The following is an 18,781-nucleotide window of genomic DNA, read 5'->3' on the forward strand; positions in this document are numbered from 1 at the left end:
CACCCTGCCCGAAGCGCCCGGGAACCGCCGAGGCTCAGGCCCCGGTCAGTCCTTCGCCTCGGAGTACGCCCCCACCACGGCGACCGACAGTGGGAACGTCACCGGGAAGTCCTGGAACAGCAGCCGTCCGGCATCGACCGCGGCCTCGCGGATCTGCGTCGCCACCCACTCGGTGTGCTCCTCCGGCGCGTGCACCACGATCTCGTCGTGCACGAAGAACACCAGGTGCGGCGCGTCCGTCACCGCCCCGGGGAACCGCGCGGTGAGCCGGGAGCGCAACGACCCCATCCACGCGAGCGCCCACTCGGCCGCGGTCCCCTGCACCACGAAGTTCCGGGTGAACCGCCCCCAGCTCCGGGCCCGTGACTCGACGGCACGCTGCATCGCCGGGGTGCCCTCGACCGTGTAGGCCTGGTTCCGCGCCTCGAACCACGACGACTCCGGCACGGGCGACGTCCGACCGAGCAACGTCGTGACGGCTTCGCCCCGCTCCCCCGCGCGTGCTGCGCGTTCGACCAGGTCCAGCGCGCGCGGGAACGCCCGCACCAGACGTGGGACGAGCCGACCGCCCTCGCCCTGGGTGGCGCCGTACATCGCGCCGAGCATGGCCACCTTCGCCTGCTGGCGGGTCTCGACCGCTCCCGAGGCGACGACGCCGTCGTACAGGTCGCGCCCGTCACCGGCGGAGGCCATCGCGCGGTCGCCGGCCATCGCCGCGAGCACGCGCGGCTCCAACTGTGCAGCGTCAGCCACGACGAGCTTCCAGCCCGGGTCGGCGATGACCGCCCCGCGGATGCCCTTCGGCAGCTGCATCGCTCCCCCGCCGTCGGCCGCCCAGCGCCCGGTCACGACGCCGCCGACCACGTACTTCGGGTGGAACCGGCCGTCGCGCACCCACTCGTCGAGCCACGTCCAGCCGTTCGCCGTCAGGAGCCGCGCGAGTCGCTTGTACTCGAGCAGCGGTTCGATGACGGGGTGCTCGATCTCCTGCAGCTCCCACTTGCGGGTGCTCGTCACCATGAGCCCGGCACGGCGCAGCGACCGCAGGACGTCGGCCGGCGAGTCCGGGTTGAGCGCCGGGTCGTCGAGGCGCTCGCGCACGACGGCGGCGATCTCCTCGAGCCGGCGCGGCCGCACGCCGTAGGGCACGCGCGGCCCCAGCGTCTCCTCGAGCAGACGTTCGTGCACGTCCGCACGCCACGGCAGTCCGGCATGCAGCATCTCCGCGGCGACGAGCGCGCCGGCGGACTCCGCGGTCGTCAACAGCCGGAGCGCTCCGGGAGCCGTCGACCCGGCGACCGCTGCGAGCTGCGCACGAAACTCGGCGACCGGGTCGAGGTCGTCGTCGGGGACCGACGCGGTGAACAGGGCGTCGTCGAAGAGCTGGGCCTGCGTCGGCCGGACGACCCGGGCCTCTGCCACCGGAGCGTCGAGCGCGTCCGCCGGTGCCGCAGCGAGTGCGGAACCCCGCGCGGCCAGCGCTGCGCGCAGGATCCGTCGGCACAACCGCAGGTCGACGCAGCGCCCCACACGTCCGCCGGCGGTGAGCACGGCCGGGTACCAGCGTGCGGTGTCGTCCCACACCCAGCGCACGCCCGGTGCGTCGTGCACCGCGACGAAGGCCGGGAGGCCCGACTCGTCCACGCGCATCGGCGCACCGTCAGCGGTCCCCGCGTCGGACAAGGGCGTCGCGAGGACGCCGCCGTCGACGCGGCTGAGGACGAGGTGCACGCAACGATCATGCCGTGCCCCACCGTCACCGGCTGACGACGATCAGTTCACGCGCGCTTCGGGCCACCCGGGCGGACGGCTGCGGTGTCGGCGACGTCGATGCGGACGTCGCCGTCCTCGGCGCGGGACACCTCGACCCGCGGGTCGGCGTCGTGTGCGTCGGACCCGGACATGCGCCGGAAGGTGTCCTGGCGTCGTTCCTCGAACGTCATGTCCACGCCGTCGTCGAGGTGGTCGTGGTCGGGCTTCGTCATGCGCTGCACGGTACGCGCTGACTGCTGCGCGCGATCAGACGACGGGTGCGGTACCGGTCCGTTCCGTCCAGTGCGCGCCCGCCGCCCACCGCTCGAGCACGGCCCGGGGCAGCCGTCCGGTCGCCGTCGAGGCGCGCGCCGTCGCCAGCGGGACCCCGAAGACGAACTTCGCCGCGCTCGCGTCGCCCTCGGCGGCATCGTGCGGACCGGGCGGCGCGAGCCGGAACCGTCGGGCGAAGCGCACCAGGTTCGCGTCGGGACCGAGCACCGCGGCCAGACCGGGATCGAGGATCCACGAGCGGCACTGCCAGCGGTCCGCGGCGAGCGCCGGCGCGAGGGCGCGCAGGACCTCGGGCGCGCGGGCGAAGGACCGGTCGCAGGCGTCCGGATCGAGCGGCCCGGTCTCCGGCACGTGCACACCCCAGGCCGGCGATCCGTCCGGCAGGTGGTCGCCGAGTTCGAACTGGAGGCGTCCCACGGCCACCACGCGTCCGGTCGCCACCGCGACGAGCCAGTCCACCCCCGTGCCGCGCATTCCGTACCGGTCGAGTTTGCGGTCGACGTCAGCCACGGACGCCTCGGCGAGACTGCGTGGGAGCCCTCGTGCCTCGAGCGCGGCCGCGTTGCCGGGCACGGCCGCGCGGAGCGCGGCGACCATCAGGGTGTCCCGCTGGGCGGGTTCGGCGTCGGCCACGGTGGCGGCCAGTGCGGCCGCCACCGTGGCGGAGTCGTCCGGCGACCCCACGGCGGCGGCGAGGACCGCGACGGACGCGGGACGGGCCTCCTGGCCGGGGGTGTCGGTGGTCACTTCAGACCGGACGAGGCGAGCCCGTCCATCACCCGCCGCTGCAGGACGACGAACATGATGAGCACCGGGGCCATGGCCATCAGGCTCGCGGCCATCAGCACCGGGTAGTCGATCGTCCGGTCGCTCGACAGGGTGGCGAGTCCGGCGGCGAGGGGCATGTCCTCGGCGCGGGTCGAGACGACGAGCGGCCAGAGCAGCTCGTTCCACGACCACAGCACCGTCGTGATCGCGAGCACGCTGATCGAGGGACGCGCGAGCGGCAGCATGATCCGCCAGAACGTCTGGAACGGGTTCGCGCCGTCCATGCGTGCGGCCTCTTCGAGCTCCGGCGGCATGTTCAGGAACGCCGTCCGCATCAGGAAGGTGCCGAAGGCGCTGAACAGGCCCGGCGCGACGATCCCCATCAGGGTGTCGAGCCATCCGAGCCCCTGCACGATCTGGTACTGCGAGATCAGGTAGACCTGCGACGGCACCAGCAGGATCGACAGCACGATCGCGAGCAGGATCGCCCGGCCCCGGAACCGCATGCGGGCGAAGGCGTAGCCGGCGAGCGTGCAGAGCACGATCTGCGCCAGGGTGCGGATGATGGTGACGTACACGGACGTGCCGAGCTGGCTGAGGAACGGCAGGCGTTCGAAGACCTGTGCGTAGTTCTGCCACTGCAGCTCCCCCGGCCAGAACGTCGGCGTGACGGACTGCACCTGGGCGTTCGTGGACAGCGACATGATGATCTGCCACACGAACGGGAACGCCATCGCGAAGCCGCCGACGCCGAGGACGACGTGGATCCACCAGTGGCTGCCGCCGCGACGACCCGGTCGACGGGCAGCCCCGGGCGGTGTCACGGTTGCGGTCATGCCTGCACCCACTTCCGTTGGACGCGGAACTGCACGAGCGTGACGATGCCGATGAGCAGGAAGATCACCATGGCGATCGCGGCCGCGAAGCCCTTGTCGTTGTCGATGAACCCGGCGCTGTAGAAGTAGAAGACGAGCGACATCGTCTTCGGGATCACCGGGTTGGTGCTGCCGAGGATGGCGTAGAGCAGGTCGAACAGCTGGAAGCTCGAGATCGTCGTGACGATGACCACGAAGAAGATGCTCGGGCTGAGCAGCGGGACCGTGACGGAGCGGAACTGCCGCCACCGGCTCGCGCCGTCGAGTTCGGCGGCCTCGTACAGCTCCGGTGGGATGTCCTTGAGGCCGGCGCCGAGGATGATCATCGAGAACCCGAGCGACGACCACAGGCCGACGAAGCTCACCGCGACGAGGGCGAACCCGGGGGTCGAGATCCAGTACGGACCGTCGATGCCGAACAGTCCGATGAACCAGTTCACGATGCCGTAGTCGCCGTTGAACATGATGCGCCAGACGAGGGCGATCGCTGCCGGCATGGCGACGTAGGGCAGGAAGAAGAGCACCCGGTAGAACTGCGCGAACCGCAGACCAGGGGTGTTCAGCAGACTGGCGAGCCAGACCGCGATCGGGATGCCGGCCAGGACGATGACCGTGTAGACGATCGTGTTGAGGAGCGACTGGTACAGCTGCGGGTCGCCCGCCAACCGGACGTAGTTCGCGACACCGCTGAACGTCGCACCGCCGAAGACGCCCCAACTGGTGAACGAGTACCAGAACGTCTGGATGATCGGCCAGATGTAGAACGTGCCGACGCCGATGAGCAGCGGGAGGACGAACAGCCACGGCCACCAGCCGTCGGTCCGTCGTGGTGCGCGCTTGCCACCGGCCGCCGGGCCGGGGGCGCCCCGCCCGGACGAACGCGTCGTCCGGGCGGGGGCGGAGGCGGCCTGCGGCCGCTCGGTGTTGATCGTCATCGGCTCGGACCTCACTGTTCCTTCGTGAGGGCGGCGTCCATCTTCTGCGCGAGCTGCTCCGCGACGTCGTCGACCGGGGTCGAACCGTCGAAGGCGTTCGGCAGGAGGTTGGTCTCGAGGGTGTTCCACGCGGCGGTGTTCTTCGACACCGGCAGGGGCTTGGCGTAGTCGACCGCGTCGAGGAACACCTGCAGGTCGGCGTCGGGCATCGTCTTCGTGAAGGCGGACTGCGTGCCCTCGTAGGCGGGGATGACGGCGCCCATGTCGCCCTGCTGCTGCTGGGCCGTCTTGCCGGCGAGGTAGACCTGGAGCGCCTGCGCGGCGGCCTTGTTCTTGCTCGCCTCGGACACGACGTTCGAGACGCCGTGGATGACGGTCGCCTGTTCCTTGCCCTTCGGCAGGGGGTACACGACGATGTCCTTCTCCATGGCGGTGCCGGTCAGGGCCGAGCGGAACCAGCTGCCGCCCTGGTACATGGCGAGCTTGCCCGAGGTGAACCACTGGTCGGCGGTCGTGTCGGTGAGCTGCTTGATCGACGGCGAAGCACCGGACGCGATCAGGTCGGTCCAGAACTGCAGGCCTTCCTCCGACGCCTTCGACGCGTACTCGGACTTCGTGCCGTCCGCGTTCACGACCGATCCCCCGGCCTGGAAGATCGTGTCGTAGTAGGTCGTCTGGCCGTCCATGCCGCCCGCGGCGCCGTACGCACCGTCGGCCTTGAGCTTCTTGCTCAGCTCGGCGCCGGTCTTCTGGAAGTCGTCCCAGGTCCAGTCCTTCGACGGCAGGTCCATGCCGGCCTTCTCGAACAGGGCCTTGTTCACCCAGACGCCGATGGTGTCGAAGTCCTTCGGCACGCCGTACTGGGTGTCGTCGTACGTGTACAGGTCGTTCAGCGCGCTCGAGTACTTCGCGGGATCGATGTCGCCGGCCTCGACCTCGCCGGTGATCGGCGCGAGCTTGCCGTTGGCCGCGTACAGCTGGAAGTTCGGGCCGTTCATCCAGAACAGGTCGGGAAGCGTGTTGCTCGAGCCCTGGGTCTGCAGCTTCGTCCAGTAGTTGGCGAACGGCGTGACGTCGACGCTGACCGTGATGTCGGGGTACTCCTCGTTGAAGCCCTTCAGGTTCGCCTTGATCGCCTTGACCTGGTTCTCGTCCCAGACGGCGTAGGTCAGTTTCGCCTTGGTGTCCTTCGCGGCAGCGGTGTAGTCGCCGCCGGAGCTCGACGCCCCGGAGGACGTGGAGCACCCGGCGAGGAGTGCGGTCGCGCCGAGGGCGGCGACGACACCGACGAGGAGTCGGCGGACGCCGGTTCCTCGGGCGGGGATGTGTGCGGTCATCAGGGAGTCCTTTCGCACGGCCGTCAGGAACCGACGGTCTGGGCGGGGTGGGTGGGTGAGAGGGACTGCGTGGTGCGTCGGGTGGTGTGCGTGGAGGGTCGGGTGGTGTGCGTGGCGGGCCGGCTGAAGTGCGCGATCGTCTCGGCCGGCAGGGGCGGGACGTCGATGGGGACGGAACCGGCGCGCAGCGAGCGGGTCGCGAGGGCACCGGCGGCGACCGCGGCCCGGGCAGCGATCGGGGACAGCTCCGTCGGCTCGCCGAACGCGACGGACCGCAGGAACTCGGTCATGGTGAGCAGGTCGGCGTCGGCGTGGCCGTGCTCGACGCCGTCGATCGGGTACTCGCGGTCCCCGGTGGTGTCCCAGCCGCGACGGTGCGTCCAGACCTTCACCACGCCGCCGCCGGTGTCGCCGATGTTCTCGAGGCGGCCCTCGGTGCCGATGACCGTGTAGTTCCGCCAGTAGTCCGGGGTGAAGTGGCACTGCTCGTAGCTCGCCTGCACACCGTTGTCGAGCGTCATCATCACCATCGAGACGTCCTCGACGTCGACGACGGGGTTCAGCCCGGTCTGGGCGAGCGGCGGCCAGTTGTCGTGGGAGAACCAGTCCCCCATCAGCTCGCCGCTGCGGTCCCGCCGGTCGGTGACGGCGCCGTAGACCGACAGCGAGCCCATTCCGACGACGCGGCTGGTGTCGCCGCCGCCGAGCGCGTGGATGACGTCGAGGTCGTGGCTGGCCTTCTGCAGGAGCAGCGAGTTCACGTTCGCGCGGTCCGCGTGCCAGTCCTTGAAGTAGTAGTCGCCGCCGTTGCCGACGAAGTGTCGGCACCAGACGGCCTTGACCTCGCCGATCTCGCCGCGGTCGACGATCTCGCGCATCAGCCGGACGACGGCCGCGTGCCGGAAGTTGTGTCCGACGTACAGCGGGGTGCCCGTCTCGGCGGCGGTGTTGAGGACGGCATCGGCGTCCTCGACCGTGATGGCGAGGGGCTTCTCGAGGTAGACCGCGATGCCAGCACGGAGCAGGTCGATCGCGATCTCGGCGTGGGTCCGGTCCGGGGTGGTGACGATCGCGGCGTCCACCTGCCCGGTGAGGTCCCGGTGGTGCTCGACCACCAGTGCCTCGGGGTACTCGGCCCGCCCGCGCTCGCGGCCCGCTTCCGTGACGTCCGCCACGGCGACGACCTGCGCCCGCAGTGCCGGGTCCGCGGCGACCGCCTCGGCGACGTGCTTCGCGATGGCGGACCGCTGGCCCATGCCGATCACCGCGACGCGGAGGTTCCCGTTGTCAACGCCCATGCTCATCTCGCTCCCTTGCGTGATTGTGACGCCCATGATGCCGAATCGATCATGAATGCACAATAGGCGCTCATGGATCGCTCATGGGTCCACGGCGGGAGGGTTTTACACGATCGAAACGTCGGCCCCGGATCCGGGGCGTCCGTCCGCCTGCTCAGTCGGCGACGACGAGCTCCACGCCGGCGCTGGCGAGGTCGGCCGCGAACGCCGGCGGGACGGGCTGGTCGGTGACCAGGACGTCGATGCGGTCCAGCGGGCAGATCCTGGCGAAGGTCGACCGCTCGATCTTGGTCGAGTCGGCGACCACGATGACCCGTCGGCCGACGGAGGCGAAGTGCCGGCTGACCTCGGCCTCGCCCTCGTGCATGGTCGTGGCGCCGTACTGCCCGGTGAGCCCGTCGACCCCGAGGATCACCAGGTCGAGCGCGAACTCGTCGAGGGTGTCGCGGACGAGCGGGCCGACGAGCTCGTACGACTGCCGCCGCGCCACCCCGCCGGTGACCACGATCTTGACGTTGGCGCGGACGGACAGCTCGTAGCCGACGTTCAGCGCGTTGGTGACGATGGTGATCCCGAACTCGCCGTCGGCGCGGATGAACCGCTCGCTCTTGCCGAGTTCGCGCGCGACCTCGGTGGTCGTGGTGCCGCCGTTCAGTCCGACGGTCTCACCGGGCTGCACCAGCCGCGCGGCGGCTCGGGCGATGGCGGTCTTCGCTTCGGCCTGCCGAGCGATCTTGTACTGCAGGGGCAGCTCGTAGCCCGCCCCCAGTGCCGCGGCTCCCCCGTGTGTGCGCGTGACGAGCCGTTGGTCGGCGAGCGTCGTCAGGTCACGTCGAGCGGTGGCGGCCGAGATCCCGAGCAGCTCCCCGATCTCGGCGATCGACACGTTGCCGCGTTCGCTCACCAGTTCGAGCAGGGCGTTCAGCCGCTGTTGGGGGGTCATGACGGTCATCCTACGGTGTCATCGCGGTCGCTCGGTGATCGGAATTGACGCTTTGGTCTTCCATCGCGCACGATCGCTCGCTACGCTTCCTGATCATCGATCACCCGGATCGAACCGGACCGGAAGGCTCCCATGACCGACACCTTCGTGAGCGCCGAACTGGCGTCCCAGCCGGAGACCTGGCGTGCAGCCGCGGCGCTCCTGCCGACCTTCGCCGATGCGCTCCCCCAGCCCGGCGAACGCGTGGCGGTGATCGGCTGCGGCACGAGCTGGTTCATCGCGATGAGCTACGCCGTCGCCCGTGAGCAGGCCGGCCTCGGGGTCACCGACGCCTTCGCCGGCTCCGAGTACCCGGCGTCGCGCGAGTACGACCGCGTGCTCACCATCAGCCGTTCTGGCACCACGACCGAGATCGTCGACCTGCTGCAGGCCCTGCCGTCGCAGCGCACCGTCCTGATCACCGCCGTCGCGGACAGCCCAGCCGCGGCGGTCGCCGACGACGTGGTCGCGCTGCCCTTCGCCGACGAACGCTCCGTCGTGCAGACCCGGTTCGCCACCACGGCCCTCGCCCTGCTGCGTGCCTCGATCGGTGACGACGTCGACGCGCTCGCCGCCCAGGCCGAGACCGCGCTGACGCTGCCGATCGACGACCTGCTCGACGCCGAACAGGTGTCGTTCGTGGGGCGTGGTGCCGCCGTCGGCCTGACGTTCGAAGCAGCCCTCAAGACGCGCGAGGCCGCGCAGTTCTGGGCCGAGTCGTACCCGGCGATGGACTACCGGCACGGGCCGATCGCGATCGCGCAGCCCGGCCGACTCGTCTGGTCGCTCGGCGCCGCGCCGCAGGGGCTGGCCGACGAGGTGGCCGCCACCGGCGCACGCTTCGTGCAGCACGACCTCGACCCGATCGCCGGGCTCGTCGTCGTGCACCGGTTCGCTGTCGCCCTGGCCGAGGGTCGTGGGCTGGACCCGGACAACCCCCGGTCGCTCACGCGGTCGGTCATCCTCACCTGATGACGGGCGCAGGCGCGGTGCTCGGGGTCGACGTCGGCGGCACGGGCACCAAGGCCCGACTCACCGACGCCGACGGACTCGTCCTCGACGAGACCCGGGTCCCGACGCCGCGCGACGATCCGACGGGCCTCCGACTGGCCGTGGCGGTCGCCGACCTGGCCGTGCGGGCACTCGAGCACGAGCGCCACGGGGTGATCGGGCTCGACGCGATCGGGCTCGTCACGCCCGGTGTCGTCGACGAGGCTTCCGGCACGGTCGTCATCGCCGTGAACCTCGGCTGGCAGGACGTCCCGATCCGCGAGCTCGTCGGCGTCGAGCTCGCTCGACGTGGCATCGACGTGCCGATCGCGTTCGGGCACGACGTCCGTGCCGGCGCCTTGGCCGAGGTCGCCGCCGGCGGACCCGAGCTGTCGCACGGCTCGGTCTCGTTCCTGCCGGTCGGTACCGGGTTGGCGAGCGCACTCGTGGTCGACGGCCAGGTCGTCCCCGGCGGCGGCTGGGCCGGCGAGATCGGCCAGGTGCTGATCCGGTCCGGACCGCACGCGGGGCTCCGGGTCGAGGAGATCGCCTCGGCCGGGGGAGTCGCACGACGCTCGGGATCGGCGTCCGCACACGACGCGATGCTCCGGGTGCGCGACGGCGACCCCACCGCGACCGCCGTCTGGCACGACTGCGTCGACGTGCTCGCGGACGCCTGCGCCTGGACGGCCGCGGTCGCCGGCAGCCACACGATCATCGTCGGCGGGGGACTCGCCGAGTCCGGCCCGCTGCTGTTCGACCCGCTGCGCACGGCGGTGGCCGAACGCCTGGTCGGGGTCCGCACACCGGAGATCGTGCCGGCGCACCACGGCGACGCCGCCGGTGCCATCGGCGCGGGCCTGCTCGCACGACGTGCACTCGAGGCCGGAGTCCTGCTGTGACCGCCCTCGTGCGAGCACCGCGGATCGTGACCGCCGCCCAGGACCTGCACGACGGATGGATCGTCCTCGGCGACGACGCCACCGTGCTCGCGGTGGGCATCGGGACTCCGCCGCACACCGACACCGCGGTCACCGTCGACGGGACGGTCGTGCCGGGCTTCGTCGACCTGCACGCCCACGGTGCCCTCGGCCACGACTTCGCGGCCTGCTCCGCCGACGACGCCTGGGCCGCCGTGGCACACCACGGGTCGCGGGGGACCACGACCCTCGTCGCGTCGATCGCGACCGGACGCCGCGAGGACACCGTCGCTGCGCTGACGCGTCTGCGACCGCTCGTGTCGGACCGGACGCTCGCAGGGCTGCACCTGGAAGGACCGTGGCTCGCCCCGGCCCGACGCGGTGCCCACCGGTCGGACCTGCTGCACGCCCCGGACGCGCACGAGGTCGAGGCCTTCCTCGAGGCCGCCGACGGCGCACTGCGGGTGGTGACGCTGGCCCCCGAGCTCCCCGGCGCCCTCGACGCGGTGACCCGGTTCGTCACAGCCGGGGTCGTCGTGGCGATCGGGCACACCGACGCCACCTCCGAGCAGACGCACCGTGCGATCGACGCCGGCGCCTCGCTCGTCACACACCTGTTCAACGGGATGCCGCCGCTCCACCACCGCGCGCCGGGTCCGGTCGGGGTCGCCCTGACCGACGACCGCGTGCTGCTCGAGTGCATCGTCGACGGACACCACCTCGACCCGGCCACCGTGGACCTCGTCCGACGGAGCGCCCCCGGCCGCATGGTCCTCGTGTCCGATGCCATGTCGGCGACGGGCTGCCCGGACGGCGACCACACGATCGCCGGATCCGCGGTCTCGGTGCGGGACGGCATCGCGATGCTCGCCGACGGCTCCTCGTTGGCGGGCAGCACGATCACCGTCGCCGACGCCGCCCGTCGGCTCCTCGCCGCCGGTACCCCGTTGCCCGAGGTCGTCGCAGCGTCCTCGACGCGTGCTGCACGACTGCTCGGCCGACCGGCCCCGCTCACGCCCGGTGCCCCGGCGGACCTGCTCGTACTCGAACCGGACACCGGAGCGGTGCGCCCCCTGCCGACGGCGGTGGCCGCGTGATCGTCGTCGTCACCCCGAACCCGGCCGTGGACGTCACGTACCGGGTCGCCGAACAGCGCCTCGGCGAGACCCAGCGCGTGCTCGAGGTCCAGCGGCGCCCCGGCGGCAAGGGGCTCAACGTCGGCAGGGTCCTGGCCGCCACCGGGGTCACCACGCACGCCGTCCTGCCCCTCGGTGGCGCGCCCGGCCGCTGGATCACCGATGCGCTCGACGACCTCGGCCTCGCCCACACCGACGTGGTGGTCTCCGGCGAGACCCGCACGACGGTCACCGTGGTCGACGACGCCGCACACCCGACGATGTTCGGCGAGCCCGGCCCGGTGCTCGTCCCCGCCGAGTGGGGCGCGGTCGGTGCTGCCGTCGACGAGCTGCTCGGCCACGACGACGCGGACGCCCTCGTGGTCTCCGGGTCGTTGCCGAGCCGTGCGGCTCCCGAGGTCGTCGCGTCCTGGGTGGCCACTGCCCGCGACCACGGCGCCCTGAGCGTCGTCGACTGCTCCGGTGCTGCGCTCCTGGCTGCGGCCCGTGCCGGAGCGACGGTCTGCAAGCCGAACGTCGAGGAGCTGCTCGACGCCACCGGCGCCGCGGACGAGCGCGCCGGGGCACTCCGGCTGCTCGAGCTCGGTGCCGGGGTCGTCGTGGTCTCGCGCGGAGCGCACGGGATCGCCGCGCACACCACGGACCACGTGCTCGAGGTCCCCGCGGTGCCCGACGTCGCCGGCAACCCGACCGGTGCCGGCGATGCCGCGACCGCCGGCTTGGTCGCTGCCCTCGTGGGTGCAGGGTTCCGGACCGGAACCGGAGCGCCCTTCGACGACGACCGCCTGCTCCGGGCGCTCCGGTCGGCCGCCGCCCACGGCGCCGCAGCCGTCCTGCGCCCGGTGGCGGGCGAGGTCGACCCTGCCGACGTCCACCGCTTCCTGACGACCCCCGACCCCGACCGAACGAGGACCCCAGCATGATCACCGACCTCGCCCTGACCGGCCTGCTCGACACCGCACGGACGGCCCACCGCGGCGTCGGTGCGTTCAACGTCGTCCTGCTCGAGCACGCAGAGGCCATCGTCACCGGGGCCGAGCTGGCCGGACTGCCCGTCATCCTGCAGATCAGCGAGAACTGCGTCCGGTACCACGGCGGCCTCGCACCGATCACGACCGCGACGCAGGCGATCGCCCGTGCCGCCGACGTCGAGGTCCTCGTCCACCTGGACCACATCGAGGACACGGACCTCATCGCCGCCGGCATCGACCTCGGTGTGGACTCGGTGATGTACGACGGCTCCCACCTGGACTTCGCGGCGAACGTCGCCGCCACCCGCGACCTCGCCGTCCGGTGTCACGCCGCCGGCGTCGCCATCGAGGCCGAGCTCGGCGAGGTGGGCGGGAAGGACGGCGTGCACGCTCCCGGTGTACGGACGGACCCGACCGACGCTGCCGCGTTCGTCGCCGACACCGGGGTCGACGCCCTGGCCGTCGCCGTCGGTACCTCGCACGCGATGCAGACCCGCGAGGCCTCGGTGGACCGCGAGCTCGTGGAGCGCCTCCGCAGTGCGGTGCCGGTCCCGCTCGTGCTGCACGGGTCGTCGGGGCTGTCCGACGATGAACTGCGCGGTGCGGTGCACGTCGGCATGACGAAGATCAACATCTCGACGCACCTGAACGGGCTGTTCACCCGGGCGCTGCGCACCGTGCTCGACGAGCGCCCGGAGCTGGTCGACCCGCGCAAGTACGTGTCAGCTGGGCGCGAGGCGATCTCCACCGAGACCGCGCGGCTGCTGACGCTCCTGCACGGCTGAGCGGTGGCGGCGCGATCAGCCGCAGTGCTCAGCAGAGCGGGACGTTCACCGCGAGTCCGCCCATCGCGGTCTCCTTGTACTTCGTCGACATGTCCGCCCCGGTCTGCCGCATCGTCTCGACGACCTGGTCGAGCGACACGTGGTGCACCCCGTCCCCGCGCAAGGCCATCCGGGCAGCGTTGATCGCCTTGTTCGCGGCGATGGCGTTCCGTTCGATGCAGGGGATCTGCACAAGGCCACCGATCGGGTCGCAGGTGAGCCCGAGGTTGTGCTCCATCGCGATCTCGGCGGCGTTCTCGACCTGTTCCGGGGTGCCGCCGAGCACCTCGGCGAGCCCGGCCGCGGCCATCGACGCCGCCGATCCGACCTCGCCCTGGCAGCCGACCTCGGCACCGGAGATCGAGGCACGTTCCTTGTAGATCGACCCGATGGCGCCGGCGGTGAGCAGGAAGCGCACCACGGCGTCGTCACGGTCAGCGCTGGTGATCGAGGGGACGTACGTGAGTGCGTAGTACAGGACCGCGGGGATGATGCCGGCGGCGCCGTTGGTGGGGGCGGTGACGACCCGGCCGCCGGTGGCGTTCTCCTCGTTCACGGCCATGGCCACGAGGTTCACCCACTCCATCGCGAACAGCGGGTCGTGGTCGGGGTCTTCGCGGGTGAGCTGCTCGTGCCAGCTCGCGGCGCGACGGCGGACGGTGAGCCCGCCGGGCAGGCATCCGGTGCGCAGTACGGATCGGTCGACGCACGACTCCATGACACCGTGGATGCCGAGCAGCCCGGTGCGGACGTCGGCGTCGGTGCGGGTGACCGTCTCGTTCGCGAGCGCGACCCCGCTGATCGGCAGACCGGACGCGGCGCAGGCGGCCAGGAGCTCGGCACCGCTCGAGAACGGGTGCGGCACGCTGTCGTCGACGGGGATCGCCGCACCAGCGACGTCTGCTGCGGAACCGACCGGGTCGGCAGCCGCCTCGCCGTCGCGGGCGATGAACCCGCCGCCGATCGAGTAGTAGGTCTCGTCGGCGAGGTCGGCGCCGCTCGAGTCGCGGGCGCGCAGACGCATGGCGTTGGGGTGTCGCGGGAGCATGGTGAGGGGGTGCAGCACGATGTCGGTGAGCCGGAACGGCACGGTCGCGCCGCCGTCGAGGCGCAGGAGCCCGTCGCGCTCCAGTGCGTCCAGTGCGTCGGCGAGTTCGTCGGGGTCGACGGTCTCGGGGTGGGACCCCATCAGGCCGGCGACCACGGCGCCGAGGGTGCCGTGCCCCTGTCCGGTCGAGGCCAGCGACCCGTACAGGTCGACGGCGACCGAGGCGACGGGCAGGTCAGCCACCAGGGACGCGAACTCGGCGCCGGCCCGCATCGGCCCGACGGTGTGCGAGCTCGAGGGCCCGACACCCACGCTGAACAGATCGAAGACGGAGACCGGCACGCCGCCACACTAACCCGTCCGGACGGACCGAGCGCAGTCCCGTCCGGACGGACCGAGTCTCGAGCCGGCCGCGCCGAGTCTCGGGCTGAGCGACAGCTCACGGACGCACGAGCACGAGAACTGTCGCTCACCGCGAAACTCGGTCCGCGGGTTCAGCGGCGGGCGTTGCCCTCGGTCGGCATCACGAACCACAGGACGACGTAGGCGATCCACAGGGGCCCGGGGAACAGGCTCAGGATCACCCACCCGATGCGGACGAGGGTGCGGGACAGGCCGAAGCGATCGGCGAGGCCAGCGCAGACACCGGCGAGGAGGCGGCCGTTGCGGGGACGGGAGAGTGTGCTCATGGTGACGACGCTACGCAGGAGCGACGGGCAGCGGCACCCGGGCAGTACCCCGGACGACGGTGGGGGAAACCCCCGACACCCCCGACACCCGACCCTCGACACCCCCGACACCCCCGGCACCCGTCAGGGGATGAGCACGATCTTGCCGCGGGTGTGCCGCTGTTCCAGCTGCTCGTAGGCGTCCTGCACCCGGTCGAGCGGGTAGGTCGCTGCGATCGGCACCTCGACCTCGCCGTTCGCGACCTGCATCGCGAGCGCACCGAGGATCTCCGGGTCGGCGGTGTCCGCGCTGCCGGAGGCCTTCGCACCGACCTCGGCAGCGACCTCGAACGCGATGATCGTCTCGATGCGGTCGACCGGCACCCCCAGGGCGATGCCCAGGTGCACGTACTCCGGACCGTAGGTGTCGATGACGGCGTCGACGCCGTTGGTGGCGAGCGACGTGATCCGTTCCTGCAGCCCCTCGCCGTAGGCGACCGGCCGGGCACGCTTCGACCGGAGCCACTCGTGGTTCGCTTCGGACGCGATCGCGATGACGTCGATGCCCTCGTTCGTCAGCAGCTGCGTGACGAACCCGCCGACACCGCCGGCGGCTCCGGACACGACGACGGTCTCGCCGGGTCGGGGATCGACGGCGCGCACCGCTGCGGCCGCGGTCGTCGCGACGACGTCGAGCCCGCCAGCGACGGTCCAGTCGAGCAGGCGCGGCTTCTGCACGACCTGCTCGGCCGGCACCGACACGTACTCGGCCTGGCTGGCGCGGTCCCACGACCACCCGAGGACCTCTTCGCCCTCGTCGACGCCGTCGACCCCGTCACCGACGGCCACGACGATGCCGGCGAAGTCCGTGCCCTGACCGGACGGCAGGGCATCGGCTGACCCGCCGTCGAACAGGCCCTGTCGGATCGCGGACTCGCCCGGGTTGATGCCGGCGGCGCGGACCCGCACGAGCACCCGGCCGGGTGCGACCTCGGGCACGGGGACCTCGGCGACGTGCAGCACGGAGCGGTCACCCCACTCGTCGAAGCGGACAGCGCGCATGGTCTCCGGGATCTCAGCCATAGCCTCCGACGGTACCCCCGAGCTCGGCGAACGGCCCGTGTGGACCGCTCCATCGCCGTGACGGTGGGAGACTGACGGCATGCCCATCCTCAACAAGGACATGCAGGTCTGCATGTCGCTCGCGGCCCGACCGAGCAACATCGGCACCCGGTTCCACAACTTCCTGTACGACGAGCTCGGGCTGAACTTCCTGTACAAGGCGTTCACGACGACCGACCTGCCCGGCGCCGTCGCCGGCATCCGCGCGCTCGGCATCCGCGGCTGCTCGGTGTCGATGCCCTTCAAGGAAGCGATCATCGCGCTCGTCGACCACATCGAGGAGTCCGCAGCAGCGATCCAGTCGGTGAACACGGTCGTCAACGACCACGGTGTGCTCACCGCCTCGAACACCGACTACGAGGCGATCGCCGCGCTGCTCGGTTCGCACGGCGTCGACACGTCGTCGCGCGTGCTGCTCCGTGGCTCCGGCGGCATGGCGAAGGCGGTCACCGCAGCGTTCCGTGGGGCCGGCTTCGACCGGCTGACGGTCGTCGCCCGCAACGAGACCACCGGCCCTGCGCTCGCATCGCAGTACGGCTACGAGTGGGTCGCCGAGGAGCACGAGGCGGGGGAGACCGAGCTGGTCGTCAACGTCACGCCCCTCGGCATGCGCGGTGACCAGCAGGACGCGCTGGCCTTCGCACAGGACCGGATCGAGGCGGCGCACACCGTGTTCGACGTGGTCGCGTTCCCCTCGGAGACCCCGCTCGTGCTCGCCGGCCGCCAGGCCGGCAAGCACGTCATCACGGGCGCCGAGGTCATCGCGCTGCAGGCCGCGCGCCAGTTCGAGCGCTACACCGGCGTCGCGCTGACGGACGACCAGGTGGCGCGCGCCAGCGAGTTCTCGCGCGCCGAGTAGTCGACGCGACCACAGGGTGGACGGGAGGCACGTGGCGGCGTCGCCACGGGCCTCCCGTCCGCCCTGTGGGGACGTCTCAGGCGTCCGTCGCGCGTCCGACGGCCACCCACCCGAGACGGCGCAGCGTCTCGTGGTTGCGGACCCAGAGCACCGGCTCGAGCAGGAAGCGCGGCACCCACGACCCCGGGCCCGCGACCGCCTGCTCGACGATGGTGACCTTGCACCCCTTGCGGTGCGGCTCGACCGACAGGTCGACGCGTGCTTCGCCGAGCGGCCACCCCTTCGGCTGGATCACCATGCGGTGCGGGGCATCCCACTCGAGCATCGTCGTCACGTCGTCGATGACCAGCGGCCAGACACCGAACGAGTGGTGCAGACGTGTGCCCACCGCCGGCCACCCGGCGTCCTGGCCGCGCATCCGGGCGGCACCGACGACCCACGTCGTGAAGAGCCAGCCGTCGGCGAGCACGTCGAAGACGTCCTCCGGCGAGCAGTGCATGATGCGGACGTTCTTCGACATGGTGATCAGTCCTCCGGGGTGAGATCGACGTCGCCGGACAACCCGAAGGTGTGCCGGAGTGCGCTCTTCGCGGCGTGCCAGCCGGCCATCCCGTGCACGCCGGGGCCGGGTGCGGACGACTCGGAGCACAGGTACATGCCACCACCCATCCGCCACGGGTCGCTCGACAGCACCGGGCGCTTCACGAGCTGCCAGAAGCTCGCGGCACCGGCCGCGATGTCGCCGCCGACGTAGTTCGGGTTGTGGTCGGACATGTGGGCGGCCGTGCGGCTCGACGACTGCAGGATCGTGTCGCGGAAGCCCGGAGCGAACCGCTCGATCTGGCGGGTGATCGCCTCGGTCTGGTCGACGTCGGAACCCGCCGGCACGTGCGCGTACGCCCAGAAGACGTGCTTGCCCTCGGGTGCGCGGGTCGGGTCGACGACGGTCGGTTCAGAGCCCAGCACGTAGGGCCGCTCGGCGTGCTGCCCGCGAGACACCGAGCCCTCCGCCGCGGCGATCTCCGCCCGGGTCCCGCCGATGTGCACGGTGCCCGCCTTCCGCAGGGCCTCGTTCGTCCACGGCACCGGGTCGGAGAGCGCGAAGTCGACCTTGGCTGCGGCGTTGCCGAACCGGAAGCGTCGGAGCGCACCGCGCTTCGGCGTCGGGATCTGGCTGCCGGCGATCCGGAGCATGCCGGGCACGCTCGTGTCGAAGAGCACGGCCTTGGCGGGGGTGAGGTCGCCGAGGGACCGGACTTCGTGCCCCGTGACGATCCGACCGCCGTGCGCGACGAGGTCGTCGGCGAGCGCATCGACGATGGCCTGGCTGCCCCCGATCGGCACGGGCCAGCCGCGGGCGTGCGCGTAGGAGCCGAGCGACAGCGCTGCGGCGGCCGTCGACAGCGAGGGCATGTGCTGGATGGAGTGCGCGGCGACCCCGGAGACCATCGCGGGGGCGGCGTCCTGGCGGAAGCGAACGTTCCAGGCACTGCTGCCCTGCTCGAGGGCACGGAGGCCGAACCGCAGCACCGTGAGCGGGTGCCGTGGCACGTGCAGGAGCGCGTCGGTCGCGAAGTCGGCGACCTGGTCGGCCGCACGGGCGAGCGGCTCCATCAGGTTCCGGAAGGCCGGGCCGTCCACGCCGAGCTCGGCTGCGGTGCGCTCGAGGTCCCGGTACGCGATGCCAGCACGACCGCCGTCGAGCGGGTGGCCGTACTGCACCTCGGGCAGGCGGAGCTCGATCCGCTGCTCCATCCGGAACAGTCGGAAGAACTCGGACTGCAGGGCCATCGGGTGCACGGCGGAGCAGACGTCGTGCAGGAACCCCGGCAGGGTGAGTTCGGCGGTTCGGGCACCGCCGCCGATGGTGTCGTTCCGCTCGACGACCTCGACCGACAGGCCCGCGCGCGCCAGCGTCACCGCCGCCGCGAGTCCGTTCGGACCTGCACCGACCACGACCGCATCAACCATGGTCCGAGCCTAGGGACTCGTGACTGCGCGT

19 protein-coding genes are annotated in these 18,781 nt (G+C 71.7%); 6 read left to right on the plus strand and 13 right to left on the minus strand.

What is annotated here, in order from left to right:
- Positions 1 to 45: 45 nt before the first annotated feature.
- The 8 genes from ITJ59_RS11270 to ITJ59_RS11305 form a co-directional block, all read right to left on the minus strand.
- Positions 46 to 1,731: a bifunctional 3'-5' exonuclease/DNA polymerase gene (locus ITJ59_RS11270; RefSeq protein ID WP_194651180.1), complete on the minus strand. Its 1,686-nt coding sequence runs from the start codon at positions 1,729 to 1,731 to the stop codon at positions 46 to 48.
- A gap of 47 nt (positions 1,732 to 1,778) precedes the next feature.
- Positions 1,779 to 1,985: a hypothetical protein gene (locus ITJ59_RS11275; protein ID WP_111083557.1), complete on the minus strand. Its 207-nt coding sequence runs from the start codon at positions 1,983 to 1,985 to the stop codon at positions 1,779 to 1,781.
- 34 nt (positions 1,986 to 2,019) lie between these two features.
- A complete protein-coding gene (locus ITJ59_RS19630; RefSeq protein WP_194651181.1) occupies positions 2,020 to 2,793 on the minus strand; it encodes a hypothetical protein in 774 nt (257 codons plus the stop codon).
- On the minus strand, positions 2,790 to 3,650 hold the full coding sequence (locus ITJ59_RS11285; RefSeq protein ID WP_228511370.1) for a carbohydrate ABC transporter permease: 861 nt from the start codon (positions 3,648 to 3,650) through the stop codon (positions 2,790 to 2,792). Before ITJ59_RS11285 ends, ITJ59_RS19630 begins: the two co-directional genes overlap by 4 nt.
- Positions 3,647 to 4,624: a carbohydrate ABC transporter permease gene (locus tag ITJ59_RS11290; RefSeq protein ID WP_194651182.1), complete on the minus strand. Its 978-nt coding sequence runs from the start codon at positions 4,622 to 4,624 to the stop codon at positions 3,647 to 3,649. The genes ITJ59_RS11285 and ITJ59_RS11290 overlap by 4 nt, the downstream gene beginning before the upstream one ends.
- Positions 4,625 to 4,635: 11 nt before the next feature.
- On the minus strand, positions 4,636 to 5,961 hold the full coding sequence (locus tag ITJ59_RS11295; RefSeq protein WP_194651183.1) for an ABC transporter substrate-binding protein: 1,326 nt from the start codon (positions 5,959 to 5,961) through the stop codon (positions 4,636 to 4,638).
- Between the two features lie 23 nt (positions 5,962 to 5,984).
- Entirely contained in the window at positions 5,985 to 7,265 is a 1,281-nt protein-coding gene (locus ITJ59_RS11300) for a Gfo/Idh/MocA family protein (RefSeq protein ID WP_228511371.1), read from the minus strand.
- 148 nt (positions 7,266 to 7,413) lie between these two features.
- Entirely contained in the window at positions 7,414 to 8,202 is a 789-nt protein-coding gene (locus ITJ59_RS11305; protein WP_194651184.1) for a DeoR/GlpR family DNA-binding transcription regulator, read from the minus strand.
- A gap of 132 nt (positions 8,203 to 8,334) precedes the next feature.
- Between ITJ59_RS11305 and ITJ59_RS11310 the strand changes: the two genes are divergently transcribed.
- Genes ITJ59_RS11310 through ITJ59_RS11330 form a run of 5 tightly spaced genes read left to right on the plus strand, consistent with a single transcriptional unit; the run spans position 8,335 to position 13,043 of the window.
- A complete protein-coding gene (locus ITJ59_RS11310; RefSeq protein ID WP_194651185.1) occupies positions 8,335 to 9,213 on the plus strand; it encodes an SIS domain-containing protein in 879 nt (292 codons plus the stop codon).
- The gene (locus ITJ59_RS11315) at positions 9,213 to 10,133 is read left to right on the plus strand and encodes an ROK family protein (RefSeq protein WP_194651186.1); all 921 of its coding nucleotides are present in this window, start codon (positions 9,213 to 9,215) and stop codon (positions 10,131 to 10,133) included. Before ITJ59_RS11310 ends, ITJ59_RS11315 begins: the two co-directional genes overlap by 1 nt.
- A complete protein-coding gene (nagA, locus tag ITJ59_RS11320) occupies positions 10,130 to 11,248 on the plus strand; it encodes an N-acetylglucosamine-6-phosphate deacetylase (protein WP_194651187.1) in 1,119 nt (372 codons plus the stop codon). Before ITJ59_RS11315 ends, nagA begins: the two co-directional genes overlap by 4 nt.
- A complete protein-coding gene (locus ITJ59_RS11325) occupies positions 11,245 to 12,210 on the plus strand; it encodes a 1-phosphofructokinase family hexose kinase (RefSeq protein ID WP_194651188.1) in 966 nt (321 codons plus the stop codon). The genes nagA and ITJ59_RS11325 overlap by 4 nt, the downstream gene beginning before the upstream one ends.
- Positions 12,207 to 13,043, plus strand: coding sequence for a class II fructose-bisphosphate aldolase (locus tag ITJ59_RS11330; protein ID WP_194651189.1), 837 nt, complete (start codon positions 12,207 to 12,209; stop codon positions 13,041 to 13,043). The genes ITJ59_RS11325 and ITJ59_RS11330 overlap by 4 nt, the downstream gene beginning before the upstream one ends.
- 28 nt (positions 13,044 to 13,071) lie before the next feature.
- Here ITJ59_RS11330 and ITJ59_RS11335 read toward each other — a convergent pair whose 3' ends face one another.
- From ITJ59_RS11335 to ITJ59_RS11345, 3 genes are all read right to left on the minus strand, one after another.
- Entirely contained in the window at positions 13,072 to 14,472 is a 1,401-nt protein-coding gene (locus tag ITJ59_RS11335) for an L-serine ammonia-lyase (RefSeq protein ID WP_194651190.1), read from the minus strand.
- Between the two features lie 152 nt (positions 14,473 to 14,624).
- Positions 14,625 to 14,819, minus strand: coding sequence for a PspC domain-containing protein (locus ITJ59_RS11340; protein WP_194651191.1), 195 nt, complete (start codon positions 14,817 to 14,819; stop codon positions 14,625 to 14,627).
- Between the two features lie 123 nt (positions 14,820 to 14,942).
- Complete coding sequence (locus ITJ59_RS11345) at positions 14,943 to 15,881, minus strand: NADP-dependent oxidoreductase (RefSeq protein WP_228511372.1); 939 nt, start codon at positions 15,879 to 15,881, stop codon at positions 14,943 to 14,945.
- A 79-nt stretch (positions 15,882 to 15,960) separates the two neighbouring features.
- Here ITJ59_RS11345 and ITJ59_RS11350 point away from each other — a divergent pair, with 79 nt between their 5' ends.
- Complete coding sequence (locus tag ITJ59_RS11350) at positions 15,961 to 16,779, plus strand: shikimate 5-dehydrogenase (RefSeq protein WP_194651192.1); 819 nt, start codon at positions 15,961 to 15,963, stop codon at positions 16,777 to 16,779.
- A 76-nt stretch (positions 16,780 to 16,855) separates the two neighbouring features.
- Here the strand turns inward: ITJ59_RS11350 and ITJ59_RS11355 are convergent, their stop codons facing one another.
- Positions 16,856 to 17,299 (minus strand): SRPBCC family protein, encoded by a 444-nt coding sequence (locus ITJ59_RS11355; protein WP_194651193.1) that lies wholly within the window; start codon positions 17,297 to 17,299, stop codon positions 16,856 to 16,858.
- 5 nt (positions 17,300 to 17,304) lie between these two features.
- Positions 17,305 to 18,750 (minus strand): phytoene desaturase family protein, encoded by a 1,446-nt coding sequence (locus ITJ59_RS11360; protein WP_194651194.1) that lies wholly within the window; start codon positions 18,748 to 18,750, stop codon positions 17,305 to 17,307.
- Between the last annotated feature and the right edge of the window lie 31 nt (positions 18,751 to 18,781).

Source organism: Curtobacterium sp. VKM Ac-1393 (assembly GCF_015350995.1).
Taxonomy (GTDB): Bacteria; Actinomycetota; Actinomycetes; order Actinomycetales; family Microbacteriaceae; genus Curtobacterium.

Excerpts from the sequence above, each read along its gene's own strand:
- ITJ59_RS11275 (WP_111083557.1), bottom strand. The coding sequence starts at position 1,985 with ATGACGAAGCCCGACCACGACCACCTCGACGACGGCGTGGACATGACG.
- ITJ59_RS11285 (WP_228511370.1), bottom strand. The coding sequence starts at position 3,650 with ATGACCGCAACCGTGACACCGCCCGGGGCTGCCCGTCGACCGGGTCGT.
- ITJ59_RS11290 (WP_194651182.1), bottom strand. The coding sequence starts at position 4,624 with ATGACGATCAACACCGAGCGGCCGCAGGCCGCCTCCGCCCCCGCCCGG.
- ITJ59_RS11295 (WP_194651183.1), bottom strand. The coding sequence starts at position 5,961 with ATGACCGCACACATCCCCGCCCGAGGAACCGGCGTCCGCCGACTCCTC.
- ITJ59_RS11300 (WP_228511371.1), bottom strand. The coding sequence starts at position 7,265 with ATGAGCATGGGCGTTGACAACGGGAACCTCCGCGTCGCGGTGATCGGC.
- ITJ59_RS11305 (WP_194651184.1), bottom strand. The coding sequence starts at position 8,202 with ATGACCCCCCAACAGCGGCTGAACGCCCTGCTCGAACTGGTGAGCGAA.
- ITJ59_RS11310 (WP_194651185.1), top strand. The coding sequence starts at position 8,335 with ATGACCGACACCTTCGTGAGCGCCGAACTGGCGTCCCAGCCGGAGACC.
- ITJ59_RS11315 (WP_194651186.1), top strand. The coding sequence starts at position 9,213 with ATGACGGGCGCAGGCGCGGTGCTCGGGGTCGACGTCGGCGGCACGGGC.
- ITJ59_RS11330 (WP_194651189.1), top strand. The coding sequence starts at position 12,207 with ATGATCACCGACCTCGCCCTGACCGGCCTGCTCGACACCGCACGGACG.
- ITJ59_RS11340 (WP_194651191.1), bottom strand. The coding sequence starts at position 14,819 with ATGAGCACACTCTCCCGTCCCCGCAACGGCCGCCTCCTCGCCGGTGTC.
- ITJ59_RS11345 (WP_228511372.1), bottom strand. The coding sequence starts at position 15,881 with ATGGCTGAGATCCCGGAGACCATGCGCGCTGTCCGCTTCGACGAGTGG.
- ITJ59_RS11350 (WP_194651192.1), top strand. The coding sequence starts at position 15,961 with ATGCCCATCCTCAACAAGGACATGCAGGTCTGCATGTCGCTCGCGGCC.
- ITJ59_RS11355 (WP_194651193.1), bottom strand. The coding sequence starts at position 17,299 with ATGTCGAAGAACGTCCGCATCATGCACTGCTCGCCGGAGGACGTCTTC.
- ITJ59_RS11360 (WP_194651194.1), bottom strand. The coding sequence starts at position 18,750 with ATGGTTGATGCGGTCGTGGTCGGTGCAGGTCCGAACGGACTCGCGGCG.